14 protein-coding genes are annotated in these 20,190 nt (G+C 73.3%); 8 read left to right on the top strand and 6 right to left on the bottom strand.

The features are described 5' to 3' along the window. Positions 1 to 57 precede the first annotated feature (57 nt). On the top strand, positions 58 to 1,254 hold the full coding sequence (locus AMK26_RS05300; RefSeq protein WP_241837791.1) for an SLC13 family permease: 1,197 nt from the start codon (positions 58 to 60) through the stop codon (positions 1,252 to 1,254). 121 nt (positions 1,255 to 1,375) lie between these two features. Here the strand turns inward: AMK26_RS05300 and AMK26_RS05295 are convergent, their stop codons facing one another. From AMK26_RS05295 to AMK26_RS05270, 6 genes are all read right to left on the bottom strand, one after another. Further along, positions 1,376 to 2,233 (bottom strand): inositol monophosphatase family protein, encoded by an 858-nt coding sequence (locus AMK26_RS05295; protein WP_073752388.1) that lies wholly within the window; start codon positions 2,231 to 2,233, stop codon positions 1,376 to 1,378. Beyond that, entirely contained in the window at positions 2,214 to 2,828 is a 615-nt protein-coding gene (locus AMK26_RS05290; protein ID WP_143608463.1) for a hypothetical protein, read from the bottom strand. The genes AMK26_RS05295 and AMK26_RS05290 overlap by 20 nt, the downstream gene beginning before the upstream one ends. A 21-nt stretch (positions 2,829 to 2,849) precedes the next feature. Then, positions 2,850 to 3,815 (bottom strand): hypothetical protein, encoded by a 966-nt coding sequence (locus AMK26_RS05285; protein ID WP_073752384.1) that lies wholly within the window; start codon positions 3,813 to 3,815, stop codon positions 2,850 to 2,852. Between the two features lie 254 nt (positions 3,816 to 4,069). Next, complete coding sequence (locus AMK26_RS05280; RefSeq protein WP_073752382.1) at positions 4,070 to 5,530, bottom strand: glutamate synthase subunit beta; 1,461 nt, start codon at positions 5,528 to 5,530, stop codon at positions 4,070 to 4,072. Further along, a complete protein-coding gene (gltB, locus tag AMK26_RS05275) occupies positions 5,523 to 10,085 on the bottom strand; it encodes a glutamate synthase large subunit (RefSeq protein ID WP_073752380.1) in 4,563 nt (1,520 codons plus the stop codon). Before gltB ends, AMK26_RS05280 begins: the two co-directional genes overlap by 8 nt. A 710-nt stretch (positions 10,086 to 10,795) precedes the next feature. Next, positions 10,796 to 11,524 carry a VIT1/CCC1 transporter family protein gene (locus AMK26_RS05270; protein WP_073752378.1) on the bottom strand — a complete coding sequence of 243 codons (729 nt, stop codon included), beginning with the start codon at positions 11,522 to 11,524 and terminating at the stop codon, positions 10,796 to 10,798. A gap of 232 nt (positions 11,525 to 11,756) precedes the next feature. On the opposite strand from AMK26_RS05270, the gene AMK26_RS05265 reads away from it, so the two are divergent. From AMK26_RS05265 to AMK26_RS05235, 7 genes are all read left to right on the top strand, one after another. Further along, entirely contained in the window at positions 11,757 to 12,788 is a 1,032-nt protein-coding gene (locus tag AMK26_RS05265; RefSeq protein ID WP_073752377.1) for an ADP-ribosylglycohydrolase family protein, read from the top strand. 161 nt (positions 12,789 to 12,949) lie between these two features. Beyond that, positions 12,950 to 14,302, top strand: a complete 1,353-nt coding sequence (locus tag AMK26_RS05260; RefSeq protein WP_073753056.1) for an ADP-ribosylglycohydrolase family protein — start codon at positions 12,950 to 12,952, stop codon at positions 14,300 to 14,302. Continuing rightward, positions 14,238 to 15,404 (top strand): ADP-ribosylglycohydrolase family protein, encoded by a 1,167-nt coding sequence (locus AMK26_RS05255; protein ID WP_073752375.1) that lies wholly within the window; start codon positions 14,238 to 14,240, stop codon positions 15,402 to 15,404. The genes AMK26_RS05260 and AMK26_RS05255 overlap by 65 nt, the downstream gene beginning before the upstream one ends. Before the next feature lie 479 nt (positions 15,405 to 15,883). Beyond that, on the top strand, positions 15,884 to 17,239 hold the full coding sequence (locus tag AMK26_RS05250) for an ADP-ribosylglycohydrolase family protein (RefSeq protein ID WP_079277445.1): 1,356 nt from the start codon (positions 15,884 to 15,886) through the stop codon (positions 17,237 to 17,239). Further along, the gene (gene rbsK, locus AMK26_RS05245; RefSeq protein ID WP_073752373.1) at positions 17,236 to 18,120 is read left to right on the top strand and encodes a ribokinase; all 885 of its coding nucleotides are present in this window, start codon (positions 17,236 to 17,238) and stop codon (positions 18,118 to 18,120) included. The genes AMK26_RS05250 and rbsK overlap by 4 nt, the downstream gene beginning before the upstream one ends. Continuing rightward, positions 18,117 to 19,322, top strand: a complete 1,206-nt coding sequence (locus AMK26_RS05240; protein ID WP_073752371.1) for a CaiB/BaiF CoA transferase family protein — start codon at positions 18,117 to 18,119, stop codon at positions 19,320 to 19,322. Before rbsK ends, AMK26_RS05240 begins: the two co-directional genes overlap by 4 nt. Further along, entirely contained in the window at positions 19,319 to 20,152 is an 834-nt protein-coding gene (locus tag AMK26_RS05235) for an HpcH/HpaI aldolase/citrate lyase family protein (RefSeq protein WP_073752369.1), read from the top strand. Before AMK26_RS05240 ends, AMK26_RS05235 begins: the two co-directional genes overlap by 4 nt. Positions 20,153 to 20,190 lie beyond the last annotated feature (38 nt).

Genomic DNA, 20,190 nt, shown 5'->3' with positions numbered 1-20,190 from the left:
CGGGGTGCGGTGTCCGGGGGAAAATCTATGCTCGTTCCCGTGACTTTCCTCGGACGTGTGAGCGGACGCTGGAGCGCGCGCCTGCATCCGCTGGACTGGCTGGCCGCGGCGCTCCTCGTCCTCGGACTGCTCGCGGTCGCCACGGGCCTGCTGCCGTCCGGTCCGGCGTCGGACGTGCTGGCCAGGATCGGGCCGCTGCTGGTGTTCCTGGCGACGGTGATCGTGCTGGCCGAGCTGACGGGGAAGGCGGAGATCTTCGACGTGGTCGCCACGTGGGTGGCGCGGGCGGGGAAGGGCAGTTACGTCCTTCTGTTCGGGTTGTGCGTGCTGTTCGCGTCGGTCACCACGATCACCCTCAATCTGGACACGACGGCGGTGCTGTTGACGCCGGTGATGCTGGCGCTGGCGACCCGGGTGGGCATTGCGGCGGTGCCGCTGGCGATGACGACGGTGTGGCTGGCGAACACTGCGTCCCTCCTCCTGCCGGTGTCGAACCTGACGAACCTGCTGGCGGCCGACCGGGTGGCGCTGTCGCCGTCGCAGATGGCGGCCGTGATGTGGCCGCCGCAGGTGGCGGCGATCGTGGCCACGATGGCGTGCCTGTGGGTCTTCTACTGGCGGCGCGGCCGGCGCGGCGAGGACCGCTACGTCCCGCCGGAGCCGCCGCGCCCCGCCGATCCGGTGCTGCTGCGGGTGTGCGCGCTGGCGTGCGGCGGGTTCCTGCTGGTGCTGCTGGCCGACCTGGTGCCGTTGTGGGTGGCGTCGACGACGGCGGCGCTGGTGGTGGTCGTGGCGTTCGCGCGGCGCCGCCGGGAGGAGCTGCGGTGGTCGCTGGTGCCGTGGCGGCTGCTGGTGCTGGTGCCGGGGATGTTCCTGGTGGTGGAGACGGCCGGTGCGCTGGGCCTGGACCGGATACTGGCGTCGGCGATCGGTGCCCAGGAGGGCCCGCTGGGGGTGCTGCGTACGGCGCTGGTCGGGGCGGGGTTCTCCAACGCGCTCAACAACCTCCCGGCGTATGTGGCGGGTGAGGCGGTGGTGCCGCTCGGCCACCACGAGCAGCTGCTGGCCCTGCTGATCGGCGTCAATGTGGGCCCGCTGGTCACCCCGTGGGCGTCGCTGGCGACCCTGCTGTGGTTCGAGCGCTGCCGCTGGCACGGCACGCGCATCGCGCTGGGCCGGTTCATGGGCACGAGCCTGGTCCTGGCCGCGTCGGGCACGGTGGCGGCGACGGTGGCGCTGGCGGCGACGTCGTGACAGTCACGTCCTCCGGAGCGCGGCGGCCGTACGGCCCGTGGCGTGACGGCCGTAGGTCAGGCGGAGCGCGGTGGGGTGCCGCACGGTGCGGCGGGGGCGGGTACCGGGTGGCGCGCCGGGGTCAGGTACCGCGCCCTCGCATGGCGGCGGCGACCTCTTCGAGTACGTAGGTGAGGGTCTCCGCCCGGGCGGCGACGAAGCTGCGTCCCGAGTCCGGGCCGCTGAAGCCGGGCCGGAACGGCGCGCCGCGCAGGGTGCGCAGCTCAGCGCCCGCCTCGGCGGCGAGGAGCGCCCCGGGCGGCAGGTCGACGCCCTCGGCGCGGTAGCCGACGAACCCGTCGATGGTGCCGCGCGCCAGCAGGCTCCAGCCCAGCAGCGGCGCCCACAGTTGCAGGACGCGCCGGCAGCGCCGCTCCAGGGCGCCGCGCAGTGCCGTCGCCACCGGGTCGGCGCGCGCCACCGCGTGGCCCTGCGTCCAGGCGAGCACGGGCCCCGGTCCCGGCAGGGTGCCGCACGGGCCGCGCAGCCGGGCGCCGTCGTCGTCGTGGGCGCCCTGGCCGGTGACGGCGTGCCAGGTGCGGCCGGTGACGGGTTCGTGGACGACGCCGACGACCGGGATGTCCCCGACGCACAGCCCGATGCCGACGACGTACGCGGGCAGCCCGATCGCCACGTTGTTGCTGCCGTCCAGCGGGTCGACCAGCCAGGTGCGGCCGCTCCCCGTATCGTGCAGCCCGGCCTCCTCGGAGAGGATCCGGTCGTGCGGGAAGTGGCGGCGCAGCCGGGTGAGGATCAGCTCCTCGGCGGCCAGGTCCAGGTCGGTGACCACGTCGCCGTGCGTGCCCTTGGTCCGTACGGCCCGGGCGTCGGCGAAGTGGCCGCGCAGCAGCCGCCCGGTCGCCTCGGCCGCGGCGACGGCCACCCGCCGCTCCGCCGTGAACGGGGGGCGGCGGCCGATGTCAGGCACGGCGTTGTGCATGGATCCTCCCCAGGGCCGTACGCACGGCCCGCATGGTCGCCTCTGTGCCGTACAGCCGGCGGATCGTGCGGCGCGGCGGCCCGTCGAGCGGGCCGAGCGACAGGTCCCGTCCGCCGGGCAGGGACCGTCCCAGGACGAGGGTGGCGGCGCTCCGGCCCGGTGTCACCACCGTGGTGTGGAACTCGCCCGCGCCGAGCGCGTACGTCTCCCCCGCCGGGCTGCGGCGCACGGGCCCCTCCTCGCCGCGCACCAGCCGCGCGGTGGGCCGTATCTCGTCCACCCCGTCGGGGCCGCTGTGCACCTCGAAGACGCGGTGGGTGGGCGTGTCGGAGTCGTCGCGTATCCGTACGCGTACGTTGCCGACCTCCCCGTACAGGACGTGGCTGCGCAGCTCCCAGCTGTGGGCGTGCAGCGGCGGGACGTCGGCGGTGTGCCCGGCGTCGCCGTCGAAGAGGTGGACGCAGACGCCGTCGGCACCCTGTCGGAGCAGCGGCAGGCACAGGAAGCCCAGCGGGTGCCGGACGGCGGGCAGGGCCCGCTTCCCCGAGGCGATGTCCTCGAGGACGGGCAGGTAGGTGTCCACATGTGTGCGCATGGCGTCCATGGCCCGGGGGGTTCACCTCCCGTAGGGGTCCTCGGCGTGCAGGGCCTTGGCGATGACCTCGCCGACGTCGGCGTCGGTGAAGGTACGGGGCAGGGGCAGCGCGAGCGCGTCGAACAGGGCGCGTACTTCGTCGACGGTCGGGGACAGGCTGAGCAGGGTGGCGTTGCGCAGCTCGACGGCGGTGGCCTGCTCGCGGCTCTGGTGAAGCTCCGTCAGGTAGTAGTCGTACAGCGGCTGTCCGCGTCTGACCTGGAGATTGACCCGCGAGGGGTCGTCCTGGGTGATGATCAGGCTGGAGTCGGACAGGTCGAAGCGGAGCGTCGGCACGGTCGACGACAGGTGGACGCTGATGTCGAGGGTGGTCAGCTGCATGCGGAACCAGCAGGCGGCGAGGACGGTCGCGTACGACTCCTTGCGGGCGCGGGCGGCGGTCCACACGTCGCCGCTCTGGGGGCGGCTCGCGGAGAACATGCGGCGGAACTGGGCGTAGGCGTTGCAGGCCTGTTCGTCCGCCGGGTTCAGTATCTCGATCTTGACGTTGAGCTGGGAGCGGTGCTCCTTGGCGGCGCGTACGCACTGCGGGAGCGTGACGGCTCTGAGGTAGGTGCCGGTGCCGCCCTTGAAGTACCAGAGGTTGGTGCCCTGGCGGGCTTCGCGGAGCGCCTCGCGGACCTCGTTGCCGGCCAGGGAGCGGACCATGGTGAGGTCCTCGATGGCGCGGCGGGTGCCTTCCATGGCCTCCCGGATGGCGTGCGGGCGGCGGGTGCGCTCGGAGAGCGAGCCGATGGCGAGGGCACCGAGGACCACGAGGGTGGCGCCGGAGGCGAGGTCCGACTCGATGAGCTTGTCGCCGAAGATGTCCAGGAAGCCGATGGTCAGGCCGATCCCGGCCGCGAAGACCACCTCGAAGTTGCGCAAGCAGAAGGCGACCGCCCGCTCCACTCGGTTCGTCCGCGCGGTCCGCTCCGGCGACGCCATGGGCGCTCCCCTCCCCCGATCGGGTAACCGATCGTAGGAGACCCGCCCCGCCCCCCAACAGGGCGCACGTGGCGCACACAGGGCGCAGCGCCTGCCGATGGTCCGGTCGGGGACACGGCAGGCGCTGCTGTGTTCCGCACGCCGTTGTACGGGACGTATGAGGGGTGCCCGTGACCGCCGGGGGGCGGGGCGGGGCGGTTGCCCGGCGCGTTCGCTGGGCGCCGGGCGGTGCCGTTCGGGTGGGCGGCCGGGGGTCAGACCGTCAGCGCGCGGTCCGTGGGGCGGATCGGAGCCGGGAGTTCGCTCGTGCCCGTCAGGTAGCGGTCCACGCCGCGCGCCGCCGAGCGGCCCTCGGCGATGGCCCAGACGATCAGCGACTGGCCGCGCCCGGCGTCGCCTGCGACGAAGACGCCGTCGACGTTGGTCGCGTAGTCGGCGTCGCGCGCGATGTTGCCGCGCTCGTCGAGCTCCAGGCCGAACTGCTGGACCAGGCCGTTGGACTGGTCGGTGCCGGTGAAGCCCATGGCGAGGGTGACCAGCTGGGCCGGGATCTTGCGCTCGGTGCCCGGCTTCTGCTCCAGCTTGCCGTCCTTGAACTCCACCTCCACCAGGTGGAGGAACTGGACGTTGCCGTCCTCGTCGCCCTCGAAGTGGGTGGTGGAGACGGAGTAGATCCGCTCGCCGCCCTCCTCGTGGGCCGAGGTGACCTTGTAGAGCATCGGGAACGTCGGCCACGGCTGGTTCGCGTTCCGCTCCTCGCCCGGACGCGGCATGATCTCCAGCTGCGTGACGGACAGCGCGCCCTGGCGGTGGGCGGTGCCCACGCAGTCCGCGCCGGTGTCGCCGCCGCCGATGACGACGACGTGCTTGCCCTCGGCGGTGATGGGGGGCGCCACGAAGTCGCCCTCCTGCACCTTGTTGGCGAGCGGCAGGTACTCCATCGCGAAGTGGATGCCCTTGAGGTCCCGGCCGGGGACCGGCAGGTCACGGGAGACGGTGGCACCGGCGGCGATGACGACCGCGTCGTACCGCTGCCGCAGCTTCGCGGCGTCGATGTCGCGGCCGATCTCGATCTCCGTGCGGAACTTGGTGCCCTCCGCGCGCATCTGCTCGATGCGCCGGTTGATGTGCACCTTCTCCATCTTGAACTCGGGGATGCCGTACCGCAGCAGGCCGCCGATGCGGTCGGCCCGCTCGTACACGGCGACCGTGTGACCGGCGCGGGTCAGCTGCTGGGCCGCGGCGAGACCCGCCGGGCCGGAGCCGATGACGGCGACGGTCTTGCCGGACAGCCGCTCGGGCGGCTGCGGCGTGACGTCACCGGAGTCCCACGCCTTGTCGATGATCGAGACCTCGACGTTCTTGATGGTGACGGCGGGCTGGTTGATGCCCAGCACGCACGCCGACTCGCACGGCGCCGGGCACAGCCGCCCGGTGAACTCCGGGAAGTTGTTCGTGGCGTGCAGCCGCTCGGACGCGGCGGACCAGTCCTCGCGGTAGGCGTAGTCGTTCCACTCGGGGATCAGGTTCCCGAGCGGGCAGCCGTTGTGGCAGAACGGGATGCCGCAGTCCATGCACCGGCCGGCCTGCTTGCTGATGATCGGCAGCAGGGAGCCGGGGACGTAGACCTCGTTCCAGTCCTTGACGCGCTCCTCGACGGGGCGGGTCTTGGCGACTTCGCGCCCGGTGGTCAGGAAGCCCTTGGGGTCAGCCATTGGTCGCCGCCTCCATCATCTTCTCGGTGGTCTCCTGCTCGGAGAGACCGGCGAGCTCAGCGGCGTCCTTGGCGGCGAGCACGGCCTTGTACGTGGTCGGGATGATCTTGCTGAATCGGTCCACGGCGGTGGCCCAGTCGGCAAGGAGCTTCTCGGCTACGGTCGAGCCCGTCTCCTCGTGGTGGCGGCGCACGACGTCGTGCAGCCACGCCTTGTCGGTCTCGTCCAGTGCCTCGATCGCGCCGAGGTTGCCGGAGTTGACGTTGTCCCGGTCGAGGTCGATGACGTACGCGACACCGCCCGACATACCGGCCGCGAAGTTGCGGCCCGTCTCGCCGAGGACCACCGCGTGACCGCCGGTCATGTACTCGCAGCCGTGGTCGCCCACGCCTTCGGAGACGACCAGCGCGCCGGAGTTGCGGACGCAGAACCGCTCGCCGGTGCGGCCGCGCAGGAAGATCTCGCCGCCGGTCGCGCCGTACGCGATGGTGTTGCCCGCGATGGTCGAGTACTCGGCCAGGTGGTCGGCGCCCCGGTCGGGGCGGACGATCACGCGGCCGCCGGACAGGCCCTTACCGACGTAGTCGTTGGCGTCGCCCTCCAGGCGCAGCGTGATGCCGCGCGGCACGAAGGCGCCGAAGGACTGGCCGGCCGAGCCGGTGAAGGTGATGTCGATGGTGTCGTCGGGCAGGCCCGCGCCACCGAACTTCTTCGTCACCTCGTGGCCGAGCATGGTGCCGACCGTCCGGTTGATGTTGCGGATCGCGACCTGGGCGCGGACCGGCTGGGCCTCCTCGGCGGAGGCGGCGCCGAGCGCTTCGGCGGCCAGCTCGATGAGCTGGTTGTCGAGCGCCTTCTCCAGGCCGTGGTCCTGCTCGACCAGCGCGTGGCGCACCGCACCCTCGGGCAGCTCGGGCACGTAGAACAGCGGCGCCAGGTCCAGGCCCTGGGCCTTCCAGTGCGTGACGGCCCGCTCGGTGTCGAGCAGTTCGGCGTGGCCGACGGCCTCCTCCAGCGTACGGAAGCCCAGCTCGGCGAGGAGCTCGCGCACCTCCTCCGCAATGAACTGGAAGAAGTTGACGACGTATTCGGCCTTGCCGGTGAAGCGGTCGCGCAGCACCGGGTTCTGGGTGGCGATGCCGACCGGGCAGGTGTCCAGGTGGCACACGCGCATCATGACGCAGCCGGAGACGACGAGCGGCGCGGTCGCGAAGCCGAACTCCTCGGCGCCGAGCAGCGCGGCGATGACGACGTCACGGCCGGTCTTGAGCTGGCCGTCGGTCTGGACGACGATCCGGTCGCGCAGGCCGTTGAGCAGCAGGGTCTGCTGGGTCTCGGCGAGGCCGAGCTCCCAGGGGCCGCCCGCGTGCTTCAGCGACGTGAGCGGGGACGCGCCCGTACCGCCGTCGTGGCCGGAGATCAGTACGACGTCCGCGTGGGCCTTCGACACACCGGCCGCGACCGTACCCACGCCGACCTCGGACACCAGCTTCACGTGGATGCGGGCGGCCGGGTTGGCGTTCTTGAGGTCGTGGATCAGCTGAGCCAGGTCCTCGATGGAGTAGATGTCGTGGTGCGGCGGCGGGGAGATCAGGCCGACGCCGGGCGTCGAGTGCCGGGTCTTGGCGACCCACGGGTAGACCTTGTGGCCGGGCAGCTGACCGCCCTCGCCGGGCTTGGCGCCCTGGGCCATCTTGATCTGGATGTCGTCCGCGTTCACCAGGTATTCGCTGGTCACACCGAAGCGGCCGGAGGCGACCTGCTTGATCGACGAACGCCGCGCCGGGTCGTACAGGCGCTCCGGGTCCTCGCCGCCCTCACCGGTGTTGGACTTGCCGCCCAGCTGGTTCATGGCGATGGCGAGGGTCTCGTGCGCCTCCTTGGAGATGGAGCCGTACGACATGGCGCCGGTGGAGAACCGCTTGACGATCTCGGACGCCGGCTCGACCTCCTCGATCGGGATCGAGGGGCGGTCGGACTTGAAACCGAACAGACCGCGCAGCGTCATCAGGCGCTCGGACTGCTCGTTCACCCGGTCCGTGTACTTCTTGAAGATGTCGTAGCGGCCGGAGCGCGTGGCGTGCTGGAGGCGGAAGACCGTCTCCGGGTCGAACAGGTGCGGCTCGCCCTCGCGGCGCCACTGGTACTCGCCGCCTATGTCCAGCGCGCGGTGCGCGGAGGGGACGCCGGAGGCGGGGTACGCCTTGGCGTGACGGGCGGCGACCTCCTTGGCGACGACGTCCAGGCCGGCGCCGCCGATCTTGGTGGCGGTGCCGTTGAAGTACTTCTCGACGAAGGCCTCGTCGAGGCCGACGGCCTCGAAGACCTGCGCGCCACGGTAGGAGGCGACGGTCGAGATGCCCATCTTGGACATGACCTTCAGGACGCCCTTGCCGAGGGCGTAGATCAGGTTGCGGATGGCCTGCTCGGGCTCCAGGCCCTCGACGAAGGTGCCGGCGCGGACCAGGTCCTCGACGGATTCCATGGCGAGGTACGGGTTGACGGCGGCGGCGCCGTACCCGATGAGCAGCGCGACGTGGTGGACCTCGCGGACGTCACCGGCCTCGACCAGCAGGCCCACCTGGGTGCGCTGCTTGGTGCGGATGAGGTGGTGGTGGACGGCGGAGGTGAGCAGCAGCGACGGGATCGGCGCGTGCTCGGCGTCGGAGTGCCGGTCGGACAGCACGATCAGGCGGGCGCCGCCCTCGATGGCGGCGTCGGCCTCGGCGCAGATCTCCTCGATGCGGGCGGCCAGGGCCTCGCCGCCGCCGGAGACCCGGTACAGGCCGGAGAGCGTGGCGGCCGTCATGCCGGGCATGTCGCCGTCGGCGTTGATGTGGATGAGCTTGGCCAGCTCGTCGTTGTCGATGACGGGGAACGGCAGGGTGACGCTGCGGCAGGTCGCGGCGGTCGGCTCCAGGATGTTGCCCTGTGGGCCGAGCGAGGAGCGCAGCGAGGTGACGAGCTCCTCGCGGATGGCGTCCAGCGGCGGGTTGGTGACCTGCGCGAACAGCTGGGTGAAGTAGTCGAACAGCAGGCGCGGGCGCTCGGAGAGCGCGGCGATCGGCGAGTCCGTACCCATGGAGCCGAGCGGCTCACCGCCGGTGCGGGCCATCGGCGCGAGGATGACGCGCAGCTCTTCCTCGGTGTAACCGAAGGTCTGCTGGCGGCGGGTGACCGAGGCGTGGGTGTGGACGATGTGCTCGCGCTCGGGGAGGTCCTCGAGCTCGATGATCCCGCTCTCCAGCCACTCCTGGTACGGGTGCTCGGCGGCGAGGGCGGCCTTGATCTCGTCGTCCTCGATGATGCGGTGCTCGGCGGTGTCGACGAGGAACATCTTGCCGGGCTGGAGGCGGCCCTTGCGGACGACCTTGGCGGGGTCGATGTCGAGGACGCCGACCTCGGAGGAGAGGACCACGAGCCCGTCGTCGGTGACCCAGTACCGTCCCGGGCGCAGACCGTTGCGGTCGAGAACCGCGCCGACCTGGACGCCGTCGGTGAAGGTGACGCAGGCCGGGCCGTCCCAGGGCTCCATCATCGTGGAGTGGTACTGGTAGAAGGCGCGCCGGGCCGGGTCCATGGAGTCGTGGTTCTCCCACGCCTCGGGAACCATCATCAGGACGCTGTGCGGCAGCGAACGGCCGCCGAGGTGGAGCAGCTCCAGCACCTCGTCGAAGGAGGCGGAGTCGGAGGCGTCCGGCGTACAGACCGGGAAGATCCGGTCCAGCTTCTCCGCGCCGAAGAGGTCGGAGACGAGCTGCGACTCGCGGGCCCGCATCCAGTTGCGGTTGCCCTTGACCGTGTTGATCTCGCCGTTGTGCGCGACGAAGCGGTACGGGTGGGCCAGCGGCCAGCTCGGGAAGGTGTTGGTGGAGAACCGGGAGTGGACGAGCGCGACGGCGGTGGCGCAGCGGCGGTCCGACAGGTCCGGGAAGAAGGGCTCCAGCTGCCCGGTGGTGAGCATGCCCTTGTAGACGATGGTGCGGGCGGAGAGCGAGGGGAAGTAGACCCCGGCCTCGCGCTCGGCGCGCTTGCGCAGCACGAACGCCTTGCGGTCCAGGTCGATGCCGGTGCTCGTACCGCCGTCGCTGACGAACAGCTGGCGGAAGGCCGGCATGGTCGAGCGGGCGGTGGCGCCGAGCAGCTCGGGGGCGACGGGGACGTCGCGCCAGCCCAGGACGGTGAGGTTCTCTTCGGCGGCGATCGTCTCGATCCGCGAGACGGCCTGTGCGGAGCCGTCGGCGGGGAGGAAGGCGATGCCGACGGCGTACTCACCGGCGGCCGGGAGGGCGAAGTCGGTGACCTCGCGGAGGAAGGCGTCCGGCACCTGGAGCAGGATGCCCGCGCCGTCGCCGGAGTCGGGCTCGGAGCCGGTGGCGCCCCGGTGCTCCAGGTTGCGCAGAACGGTCAGTGCCTGCTCCACCAGCGCGTGGCTGGCAACACCGGTGAGGGTGGCAACGAAGCCGACACCACAGGCGTCGTGCTCGTTGCGGGGGTCGTACATACCCTGCGGGGCGGGGCGACCGTCCATGGGCGACCAGGCGTCGGAACGCATCGGCTCTCCCGTCGTCGTCGTGGCATATGCAAGTGCCAGAGGGACGACGTTGGCCCTCCGCGAAATTTCGTGCAGGTTACATGATGGAGTGCTTCTCGGAAAGCGGATAGCTCATTCCAGCATGCGGACACCGCTGGTGGCGGTGGAGGCGGTTCAGCGGCTTCACACATGGACAGGCCGTCGAGAGATCGACATCCGGCGGCCTGTGGGGAGCGGGCTTCATTGCCCGCAGCGCTAACGGCTCATGCCCCGTGTCGAGGGCTTCGAAACCGCCGTGTTACGGCTACTTATGTGCCGCGTTGCATAGTGTCTCATCGCGGGGGCGGATCGGGCTATTGGAGGTTCGTCACAAGACCTTTGTCGGTTCCTCAACGGTACGGCAACGGTACGGCGAAGCCCCCTCGCTCGCCTACCGAGGGGGCTGACCAGGGCGATCCCCTACGAACCGGACGGCCGCGCCGAGGGCGGGCGCCCGGCCGGTACGCGACGGCGTCCGCGCCGGACCGGACCGGCCGCGCCGAAGAGGCCCCTACGCACCCGGTCCCGCGCCGGATCAGATGGGCGGCACCGAAGGCGGCCGCCCGGCCCGTACGCACCGGCGTCCGCGCCGGACCGGACCGGCCGCACCGAAGAGGCCCCTACGCACCCGGTCCCGGATGGGCCGCGCCGAAGAGGCCGCCCAGCCGGTACGCGCCGGCTCCCGCGCCGGATCAGATCGCCGCGCCGAACAAGGCGCCCAGCCCGTACGTGACGGCCGCGGCCGCACCGCCCAGCGCCAGCTGGCGCAGGCCGCTGTACCACCAGCTGCGGGCGGTCACCCGAGCCACGAGGGCGCCGCACGCGAACAGCCCGAGCAGCGCCAGCAGCACCGCCGGCCACAGGGCGGTGGCACCCAGCAGATACGGCAGGACGGGCAGCATCGCGCCGAGCGCGAACGACCCGAAGGACGACAGCGCGGCGACCATCGGCGAGGGCAGGTCGTCCGGGTCGATGCCGAGCTCCTCGCGGGCGTGGATCTCCAGCGCCTGCTCGGGGTCCTTGGACAGCTGCATGGCGACCTCGCGGGCGAGCGGCGGCTCGACGCCCCGCGCCACGTACAGCGCGGCCAGCTCCTCCATCTCGTCCACCGGGTGCTTGCGCAACTGGTGACGCTCGACGTCCAGTTCCGCCTGGACCAGCTCGCGCTGCGAGGCCACGGAGGTGTACTCGCCGGCGGCCATGGAGAACGCGCCGGCCGCGAGCCCGGCCAGCCCCGTGATGACGATGGTCTGCTGGGACACCGCGCCGCCCGCCACACCGGTCATGAGCGCCAGGTTGGACACGAGACCGTCCATCGCGCCGAAGACGGCGGGGCGCAGCCAGCCGCCGTTCACATCGCGGTGGGTGTGGTTGTCGCGGTGCGCCTCGTGAAGCGTCGCCTCGGTCTCGATGATGGACACAGCTCTCCCCTTACGCCTTGCGTACAGCAGCGGGTCCGGGTGACCCCGCTCCCCCCAACACCCTCGAAAATACGCGCGATGTAAGGGGCGCGCCAGCAAGGCAGGCTTTACTTAGTAAGGCGTGCCTGGGCGCTGAGGCACCCGGGTGAAGCTGGCCCCGCCCGGACGGCCCGGGCTCCCTGACGTGGCACACATCCAGGAATCGGACCGGTGCGCACGGAAGGGCCACGCGATGGAGCCGATTGCCTGCGATCCCGCCCCGCTCGCGTCCGATGGCGCGGTCCTGCTCGACCGCGCCCGGGGCGCCCTGCTGGGACTGGCGGTGGGGGACGCGCTCGGGGCGCCCGCCGAGAACCTGCGGCCCTCGGAGATCCGCCGCCGGTGGGGCCGTATCGAGGGGTTCGTCAGCGAGGACCCGGCCGGCACGGACGACACCGAGTACGCGATCTTCTCCGGCCTCCTGCTGGCCCGGCACGGCTCCGCCCTGACCGTCGCACATGTCGAGAAGGCGTGGCACCGCTGGATCGCCGACCTCGACGAGGGGCCGTTCCGGGGCGCGGGCTTCAGCGAGCGCGGCACGCTGGAGAACCTCCGGCGGGGCCTGGCCGCCCCCATCTCGGCCCAGCACCGGCACGCCTGGAGCGACGGCCTGGCCATGCGCGCGGCCCCCTTCGGGGTCTTCGCGGCGGGGCGGCCGGCGGAGGCGGCGCGGCTGGTCGCCATCGACGGCACGGTCAGCCATGACGGTGAGGGCATCTACGGGGGCCAGGCGGTGGCGGCGGGCGTCGCCGCGGCGATGTCGGGCGCCGGTCCCGCCTCGGTCATCGCGGCCGCCCTGTCGGTGGTGCCGATGGATTCCTGGACGGCCCGCTCGATGCGCCGCGCGGTCGTCGCGGCCCAGCGCGTCCAGCCCGACCCGCTCGTCCGGGAGCGGACCGTCCGCTCGGCGGTGGTCATCGGCGGCTACCCGTGGACGGACCTGGCCCCGGAAGCGGTCGGCCTCGCCTTCGGCGCGTTCGCGGCGGCCCGCGGCGACTTCCGTACGTCGGTCCTCACGGCCGTCAACATGGGCCGCGACGCCGACACGACGGCCGCGGTGGCGGGCGCCCTGGCCGGCGCGATGACCGGGGCGAGGGCGATCCCCCCGGACTGGGCGGCCGCCATCGGCCCCGTACGCGGCAGCTGCCTGCCCTCGATGCGCGGCTACCACGTCCTGGACATCGCGGAGCTGCTCACCCCGTACGACGATACGGAGGTCCCCTGATGCCCCCTCGCCCCACCGCGCCGACACCCACGGACACGCCGAACCCCGCCGCCGCGCCCGGGCCGGGACCCGGAGCCGCCCCCGAACCCCACGGGCCCCCTGCACACCCCGGGACGGGAACCGCCGAGCGGGCCCTCGGGCCCGGCGCCACGGCCCCGCACCTGGACGGCGGGCACGCCCCCACATCCCCAAGGGCCCCGGATTGCACACCCGACGAGGCCCGTCCGCACCCCGAGAGCGACACCACCGGCCACCACCCCGGCCCCGGGGCCCCGCCCCCGACTCGGGAGCCGGGGGCCGCGCATCGGGCCGAAACCTTCCGGCCCCGCGAACCCCGCCGCGTCGAAGGGCTCCTCCTCGGTCTCGCCGCCGGGGACGCCGCCGGATGGCCGGCCGCCCGGCACCGCGCCGCCCGCATGCCCGAGTGGACCCGCCGTCTCACCCGCGAACTGGACACGTTCGCCGAGCAGAACGCCACCACCACCCTCCCCGTCCCCATCGCCCTCAACCAGCCCCCCGAGCCCCTTCGCCTCGGCCCGTCCGACGACGCCGAGTGGGCGGTGTTCACCGCCGAGACCCTGCTCACCGCCGCAGGCGACCTCTTCCGCTCCCTCCCTCCCGCCCGCCGCATGTGCGCCGCCGTCGACCTCGCCTGGAACTCCCTCGCCGCCGAGATCGCCGCGGCCTCCGACCGCGCCCCCGAGGTCGAGTCCGCCGTCCTCCCCCTCCGCGCCCGCATCTCCGTACGCGCCGGCCTCGGCAACCTCGCCACCGGTCTGCGCCCGCCCGCAACCGGCCACGACAACCCGCACTACTTCGACGACGCCGCCTGCGTCCGCGCCGCCGTCCTCGCTGTCGCCCACCCGGGCGACCCCCGCGCCGCCGCCGAACTCGCCGAGTTCGACGCCCGGTACACCCAGGACGGCGACGGCGTGCACGGCGCCCGCGCCATGGCCGCCGCCGTCGCCGCGGCCCTCGGCGGGGCGGACGTCGACGACGCCGTGGGCGCCGCGCTCGACCAGCTCCCGCCCGCCACCGAGATCGGCCGCAACGCCCGGCACGCCACCAAACTCGCCCGCGCCGCCGGCAGCGCCTTCGAGCTGGTCCCGCTCCTGGAGCACCAGATCGTCGACCACGTCTACAGCTACGGCATCGCCGCCGCCGAGACCGTCCCGGTCGCCCTCGCGCTCGCCACCGCCGCCCACGGCAGGGTCACCGAGGCGGTACCGGCCGCCGCCTGCCTCTCCCGCGTGGCGGACTCCGCACCCGCCCTCGCCGGCGCCCTGACCGGCGCCCTCAGCGGCGGCGCCGGCGTCCCCGCCACCTGGCGCGACGCCTGCCGCACCCTCGCGGGCTGCGCTCTGCCCCGCCTCGCGGGCACCGACCTCGTGGAACTCGCCGAGCAGCTCGCACACACGGAACTCGCCACCCCGGGTGGACAATTCCGACATGACGCCGAAACCTACACTCGAGGACCGGATCACCGGCAGCCTCGTCGGAGCAGCCATCGGTGACGCCCTCGGCGGCGCCGTCGAGGGCTACACCCCCGACCAGATCGCCGAACGCCACGGCGGCCGTGTGACCGGCATCGTCGGCCCCTGGAACGGCGACGACTGGCGCACCGCCCGCCCCATCGCCCCGTACCACAAGGGCGACGGACACGTCACCGACGACACCCTCATGACCCACGCGCTGATCCGGGTGTACGACACGGTCCGCGACCACCTCGACGCGTACGCCGTCGCCGGCCATCTCGTACCCGACCTGATCTCCACTCCCCGCTGGATCCCCGAACTCGAAACCGAGGCGCTGCCCCTCCAGCGGCTCTTCTTCGCCGAGAAGTGGCTGGTGACCCGCCTCCACTACGGCCACGTCGACCCGCGCGAGGCGGGCAACGGAAACATCGTCAACTGCGGCGCCGCGATGTACATGGCACCGGTCGGCCTGGTCAACGCAGCGAACCCGGCCGCCGCCTACACCGAGGCCCTCGAAGTCGCCGCTCCGCACCAGTCCTCGTACGGCCGTGAGGCGGCCGGCGTGTTCGCGGCGGCGGTCGCCGCGGCCTGCCTGCCGGGCGCGACTCCGGTCACCGTCGTCGACACGGCCGTCACCCTCGCCAAGGACGGCACCCGGTCGGCCATCGAGGCGGTGGCCGAAATGGCCTCGCGCCACACGGACTTCGAGTCCGCTCTCCGCCCCCTCCGCGAGGCCATCACCCCCTTCGACACGGTCGGCCCCGACTACCGCTCCCCCTCCCTCGGCGCGCGCCGCCCCTCCCGGCTGCACGCCATCGAGGAACTCCCGATCGCCCTCGGCATGCTGCTGGTCGGCGAGGGCGACTACCGCCGTACGGTGCTGGGTGCCGTCAACTACGGACGGGACTGCGACTCGATCGCCACCATGGCGGGCGCGATCGCGGGCGCCCTGCACGGCGAGGCGGCCATCCCCGCCGGCTGGGCGAAACAGGTCGCCGAGGCCAGCCGCCTCGACCTGCACGCCCCGGCGGCGGTGCTGGCCGACGTCACCCATGAGATTTTCATGCGCGACACGGCCCGCCGCCGCGCCCACGAGCGGGCGTTCGTCGCCCTCTCCCCCGCCACCGGAGTGCCCCGGTGAACGTGCGGCTCACCTGGGTCCAGCCCGAGGACCTGATCGGCCACGAACTGGGCCAGGCCACGGAGGACGGCCGCGACGCCTCGGCCATCAAGGCACGCTGGCGCGCCGCCGGCGGCACCCCCGCCCCCACGGCGGCCGGCGCCTCCCCCTGCCCCGCGCCCCCGCACCTCCGCGGCCTCGCGGAGCACCTCCTGGACGAACTGGCCGCCCTCCCCTCCCCGTTGTCCCCCACCGAACCCACCTCCCTCCCCCACATCAGGCGCCTGTGCCCCCACTGGCCCGGCGCCCACCACGACACCCCACCGGCCGCCCCGCCCGGAGCGCCGCCCGACGAAGACCCCCCACCGGCCCCGGCCGAGCACCGCCCAGCCACCGCTCCAAGCCCCACGCCGCCGCACGGCGTACGGGCGTGCGGCGCCCCGCCGGGAACCGCGGGCCCGCCACAACCACCGACCTCGGCCGCCGCGCCGCAGGCGCCGGTGGGCGGCGCCGCAACACTCACCACCGCGCCGCCCCGCTCATCGGCCGGGGGCCACACGCCCCGCCCATCGCCCCACGAGTCCGGCCCGCCGCCGGCCTCAGCGCCCGCCAACGCCTCTCACCCCGCCCCACAGGGAGCACAGGCCCCAGGCGCACCGCTCGACCAGACCGGCCCCCCGCCCGCCCCGACCCTGGCCCGCACCCCACATCCCGCCCCGGAGGGTGTACGGGCGGCGGGCGCATCGCCCCGGGTGGATCCCCCACCCGCACCAGTGGCCGTCGCGCCCGGGCTCGGCGCCCGGCTGCATGCCGCCTGGCTCGGCCGCGCCGCCGGGTGCCTGCTCGGCAAGCCCGTCGAGAAACTCCCCCTCTCCGCCATCCGGGCCCTCGCCCGCGCCACCGGGAACTGGCCGCTCACCTCCTGGTTCACCGCCAAGGGCGTGCCCCCGGCGCTCGCCGCCGCGCACCCCTGGAACCGCCGCTCCGCCGCCACCTCGCTCGCCGAGAACATCGACGGCATGCCCGAGGACGACGACCTCAACTACCCCCTTCTCAACCTGCTGCTCCTCCAGCGGTACGGCCCCGGCTTCACCACCGCCGACGTCGCCCGCCTCTGGCTGGACGAGCTTCCGGCCGGCCGCACCTTCACCGCCGAACGCGTCGCCTACCGCAACCTCCTCTCCGGCATCGAACCGCCGCTCACCGCGACCCATCGCAACCCGTTCCGCGAGTGGATCGGCGCCCAGATCCGCGCGGACGTCCACGGATGGACCCACCCGGGCGACCCGGCCGCGGCCGCCGAGCAGGCCCACCGGGACGCCACGCTCACCCACACCGCCAACGGCGTGTACGGCGCGATGTTCACCGCGGCCGTCATCGCGACCGCCGCCTCCGGCACCGCCGACGTCCACCAGGCGCTCGCCGCCGGGCTGACGGTCGTACCGCCCGACTCACGCCTGGCCCGCGCGGTCCGCTTCGGCATCGCGGCGGCCCACGCCAACCCCGACTTCGACACCGTCGCCGACCGGCTCCACGCCGCCTACGGCTCCTACCACTGGGTACATGTCGTCCCGAACACCGCCCTCCTCGCCGCCGCGCTCACCCACGCCGACGGCGACTTCACCCTCTCCATCTGCCGTGCCGTCTCCGGCGGCTGGGACACCGACTCCAACGGCGCCACCGCCGGCTCCGTCGCCGGTCTCCTCGCCGGCCGCCCCGACCGGATCCCCGACCGCTGGACCTCCCCCCTCAAGAACCGCCTCGCCACCTCCGTCCACACCTTCGACGGCGTCGGCTTCGACACGCTCGCCGAACTCACCCACCGGCTCACTCACCAGGAGGCACACCGCCCATGACCCATATCGCGGTGCTCGGCAGCACCAACATGGACCTCGTCGCCTATGTGAGCCGTGCCCCCAAGCTCGGCGAGACCGTCACGGGACGAGAGTTCCGTACGATCCCCGGCGGCAAGGGCGCCAACCAGGCCGTCGCCGCCGCCCGCGCCGGCGCCGAGGTGTCGATGATCGGCGCCGTCGGCTCCGACGAGTTCGGCACCCGGCTCCGGGCCGGCCTCACCGCCGCCGGCGTCGACACCGACCTCCTCCGCACCGTCGACGGCCCCTCCGGCACCGCCCACATCGTCGTCGACGACGAGGGCAGCAACGCGATCGTCGTCATCCCCGGCGCCAACGGCACCGTCACCTCCCTCTCCCCCGGCGACGAAACGCTCATCGCCACCGCCCACGCCCTGCTGCTCCAGCTCGAACTCCCCCTCTCCGCCGTCACCGCCGGCGCCGAAGCCGCCCGCCGCCATGGCGTCCGTACGATCCTCACCCCCGCCCCCGCTCAACCCCTGCCTCCCGAACTGCTCGCCGCCACCGACCTGGTGGTGCCCAACGAGCACGAGGCCGCGGCCCTCACCGGCCTCGCCGACCCGCACGCGGCCGCCGAGGAACTGCTCCGGCACGTCCCCGAGGTCGTCGTCACCCTCGGCGCGTCCGGCAGCCTCTACGCGGCCCGGGGCGCCGCCCCCGTCACGGTCCCCGCTCCCCGGGTCAAGGCCGTCGACACCACCGCCGCGGGCGACACCTTCGTCGGCGCCCTGGCCGTCGCGCTCACCGAGGGCAGGCCCGTACCCGACGCCCTCACCTGGGCCTCGTCGGCGGCGGCGCTGTCCGTCCAGCGCCCCGGTGCCACCTCCTCGATGCCGTACCGCACGGAGATCGACGCCCTATGACCACCACCGCTCCGAGGACTCCTCCCCTCCAGGACGTGCGCGTCCTGGATCTCGCCACCCTCTTCGCCGGCCCTCTGGCGGCGACCATGCTCGGCGACTTCGGCGCCGACGTCATCAAGATCGAGCACCCCCGCAAGCCCGACCCGTCCCGGGGCCACGGCCCCGCCAAGAACGGCGTCGGACTGTGGTGGAAGCTGCTCGGCCGCAACAAGCGCACCATCACCCTCGACCTGTCCACCCCGGGCGGCCGGGACACCCTGCTCCGCCTCGCCGCCACCACCGACGTCGTCGTCGAGAACTTCCGCCCCGGCACCCTGGAGAAGTGGGGGCTCGGCTGGCCCGACCTCTCCGCCGCCAATGACCAACTGGTCCTGGCCCGCGTCACCGGCTTCGGCCAGTACGGCCCGTACGCCCGCCGCCCCGGTTTCGGCACGCTCGCCGAGGCCATGAGCGGCTTCGCGGCAATCACCGGCGAACCCGACGGCCCGCCCACGCTCCCTCCCTTCGGTCTCGCCGACTCCATCGCGGCCCTGGCCACCGCGTACGCGGTGATGACGGCCCTCCACGCCCGCACCACCACCGGCCACGGCCAGGTCATCGACATGGCGATCATCGAACCGATCCTCTCCGTCCTCGGCCCGCAACCGCTCTGGTACGACCAGCTCGGCTACGTCCAGCCCCGCACCGGCAACCGCTCCCGCAACAACGCCCCCCGCAACACCTACCGCACCGCCGACGGCATGTGGCTGGCCGTCTCCACCTCCGCCCAGTCCATCGCGGAGCGCGTGATGCGCCTGGTCGGCCGCCCCGACCTGATCACCGAGCCCTGGTTCGCCGAAGGCACCACCCGCGCCCAACACGCGGACGTCCTCGACGAAGCGGTCGGCAGCTGGATCGCCCGGCACACCCGAGACGAGGCCATGGCGGCCTTCGAGAAGGCCGAGGCGGCGATCGCCCCGGTCTACGACATCCGCGACGTCATGGCGGACCCCCAGTACCAGGCGCTGGACACGGTCACCGAAGTCCCCGACCCCGAACTCGGTCCGCTCCGTATGCAGAACGTCCTCTTCCGCCTCTCCGAGACCCCCGGCGCCATCCGCTGGGCCGGCCGCCCCCACGGCGCCGACACGGACGCGGTCCTCACCGAACTCGGTTTGACCCGGGCCGAGATCGCCGCCCTGCGCTCCGAGGGCGCGCTATGACCTCCCCTCCCCCCACCCCGGTCACCTGGCCCCTGACCTGGCTGTACGCCCCCGGCGACCGCCCCGACGTCGTCGCGAAGGCCCTCGCGTCCGGCGCCGACGTCGTGATCGTCGATCTGGAGGACGCGGTGCCCCCGGACCGCAAGGCGTACGCCCTGGCCGCCACGACCGACCTGCTCTCCTCGCCCCACCCCGTACCGATCCATGTCCGCCTCCCCAGCGCGCACGACACCACGGCCATCACAGCTCTGGCCCCCCTGCCCGGCCTCGCTGCTCTGCGTATCCCCAAGGTGACACACGGCACTGACATTCAGCGGATCGCGGCCCTCGCACCAGCGGTCCCGCTGCACGCGCTGCTCGAATCCGCCCTGGCCATCGAGCGCGCCCACACCATCGCCACCGCCCACCCGGCCGTCCGCGGCATCGCCATCGGCGAGGCGGACCTCCGCGCCGACCTGGGCGTACGCGACGACAGCGGGCTCGACTGGTCACGCAGCCGCGTCGTGGTGGCCGCCCGCGCCGCGAGCCTCCCGCCGCCCGCGCAGTCCGTCCACCCGGACATCCGTGACCTCGACGGCCTCGCCGCGTCGTGCGCCCACGGCCGCGCGCTGGGATTCCTCGGCCGGGCCGCCATCCACCCCCGCCAGCTGCCGGTCATCGAGCAGGTGTACCTGCCGGCCCCCGAGGAGATCGCGGCGGCGGAGGAGATCGTCAAGGCGGCCGCCACCGACGCCGGCGCGCTGGCCCTCCCGGACGGCCGGTTCGTCGACGCGGCGGTCGTCGCGGCCGCCCACCGCACCCTGTCCCTGGCCAGGGCCCACCGCACATGAAAACGAGGCGGCCGCCGGAACCTCCTGGTCCCGACGGC

The sequence above is a fragment of the Streptomyces sp. CB03234 genome (genome assembly GCF_001905885.1).
Lineage (GTDB): Bacteria > Actinomycetota > Actinomycetes > Streptomycetales > Streptomycetaceae > Streptomyces.
This window is presented reverse-complemented; position numbering and strand designations above follow the sequence as displayed.

Bases quoted from the DNA above. Each gene is read 5' to 3' on its own strand.
- AMK26_RS05295 (WP_073752388.1), bottom strand. From the start codon at position 2,233: ATGCACAACGCCGTGCCTGACATCGGCCGCCGCCCCCCGTTCACGGCG.
- AMK26_RS05290 (WP_143608463.1), bottom strand. From the start codon at position 2,828: ATGCGCACACATGTGGACACCTACCTGCCCGTCCTCGAGGACATCGCC.
- AMK26_RS05285 (WP_073752384.1), bottom strand. From the start codon at position 3,815: ATGGCGTCGCCGGAGCGGACCGCGCGGACGAACCGAGTGGAGCGGGCG.
- AMK26_RS05280 (WP_073752382.1), bottom strand. From the start codon at position 5,530: ATGGCTGACCCCAAGGGCTTCCTGACCACCGGGCGCGAAGTCGCCAAG.
- gltB (WP_073752380.1), bottom strand. From the start codon at position 10,085: ATGCGTTCCGACGCCTGGTCGCCCATGGACGGTCGCCCCGCCCCGCAG.
- AMK26_RS05265 (WP_073752377.1), top strand. From the start codon at position 11,757: ATGGAGCCGATTGCCTGCGATCCCGCCCCGCTCGCGTCCGATGGCGCG.
- AMK26_RS05255 (WP_073752375.1), top strand. From the start codon at position 14,238: ATGACGCCGAAACCTACACTCGAGGACCGGATCACCGGCAGCCTCGTC.
- rbsK (WP_073752373.1), top strand. From the start codon at position 17,236: ATGACCCATATCGCGGTGCTCGGCAGCACCAACATGGACCTCGTCGCC.
- AMK26_RS05240 (WP_073752371.1), top strand. From the start codon at position 18,117: ATGACCACCACCGCTCCGAGGACTCCTCCCCTCCAGGACGTGCGCGTC.
- AMK26_RS05235 (WP_073752369.1), top strand. From the start codon at position 19,319: ATGACCTCCCCTCCCCCCACCCCGGTCACCTGGCCCCTGACCTGGCTG.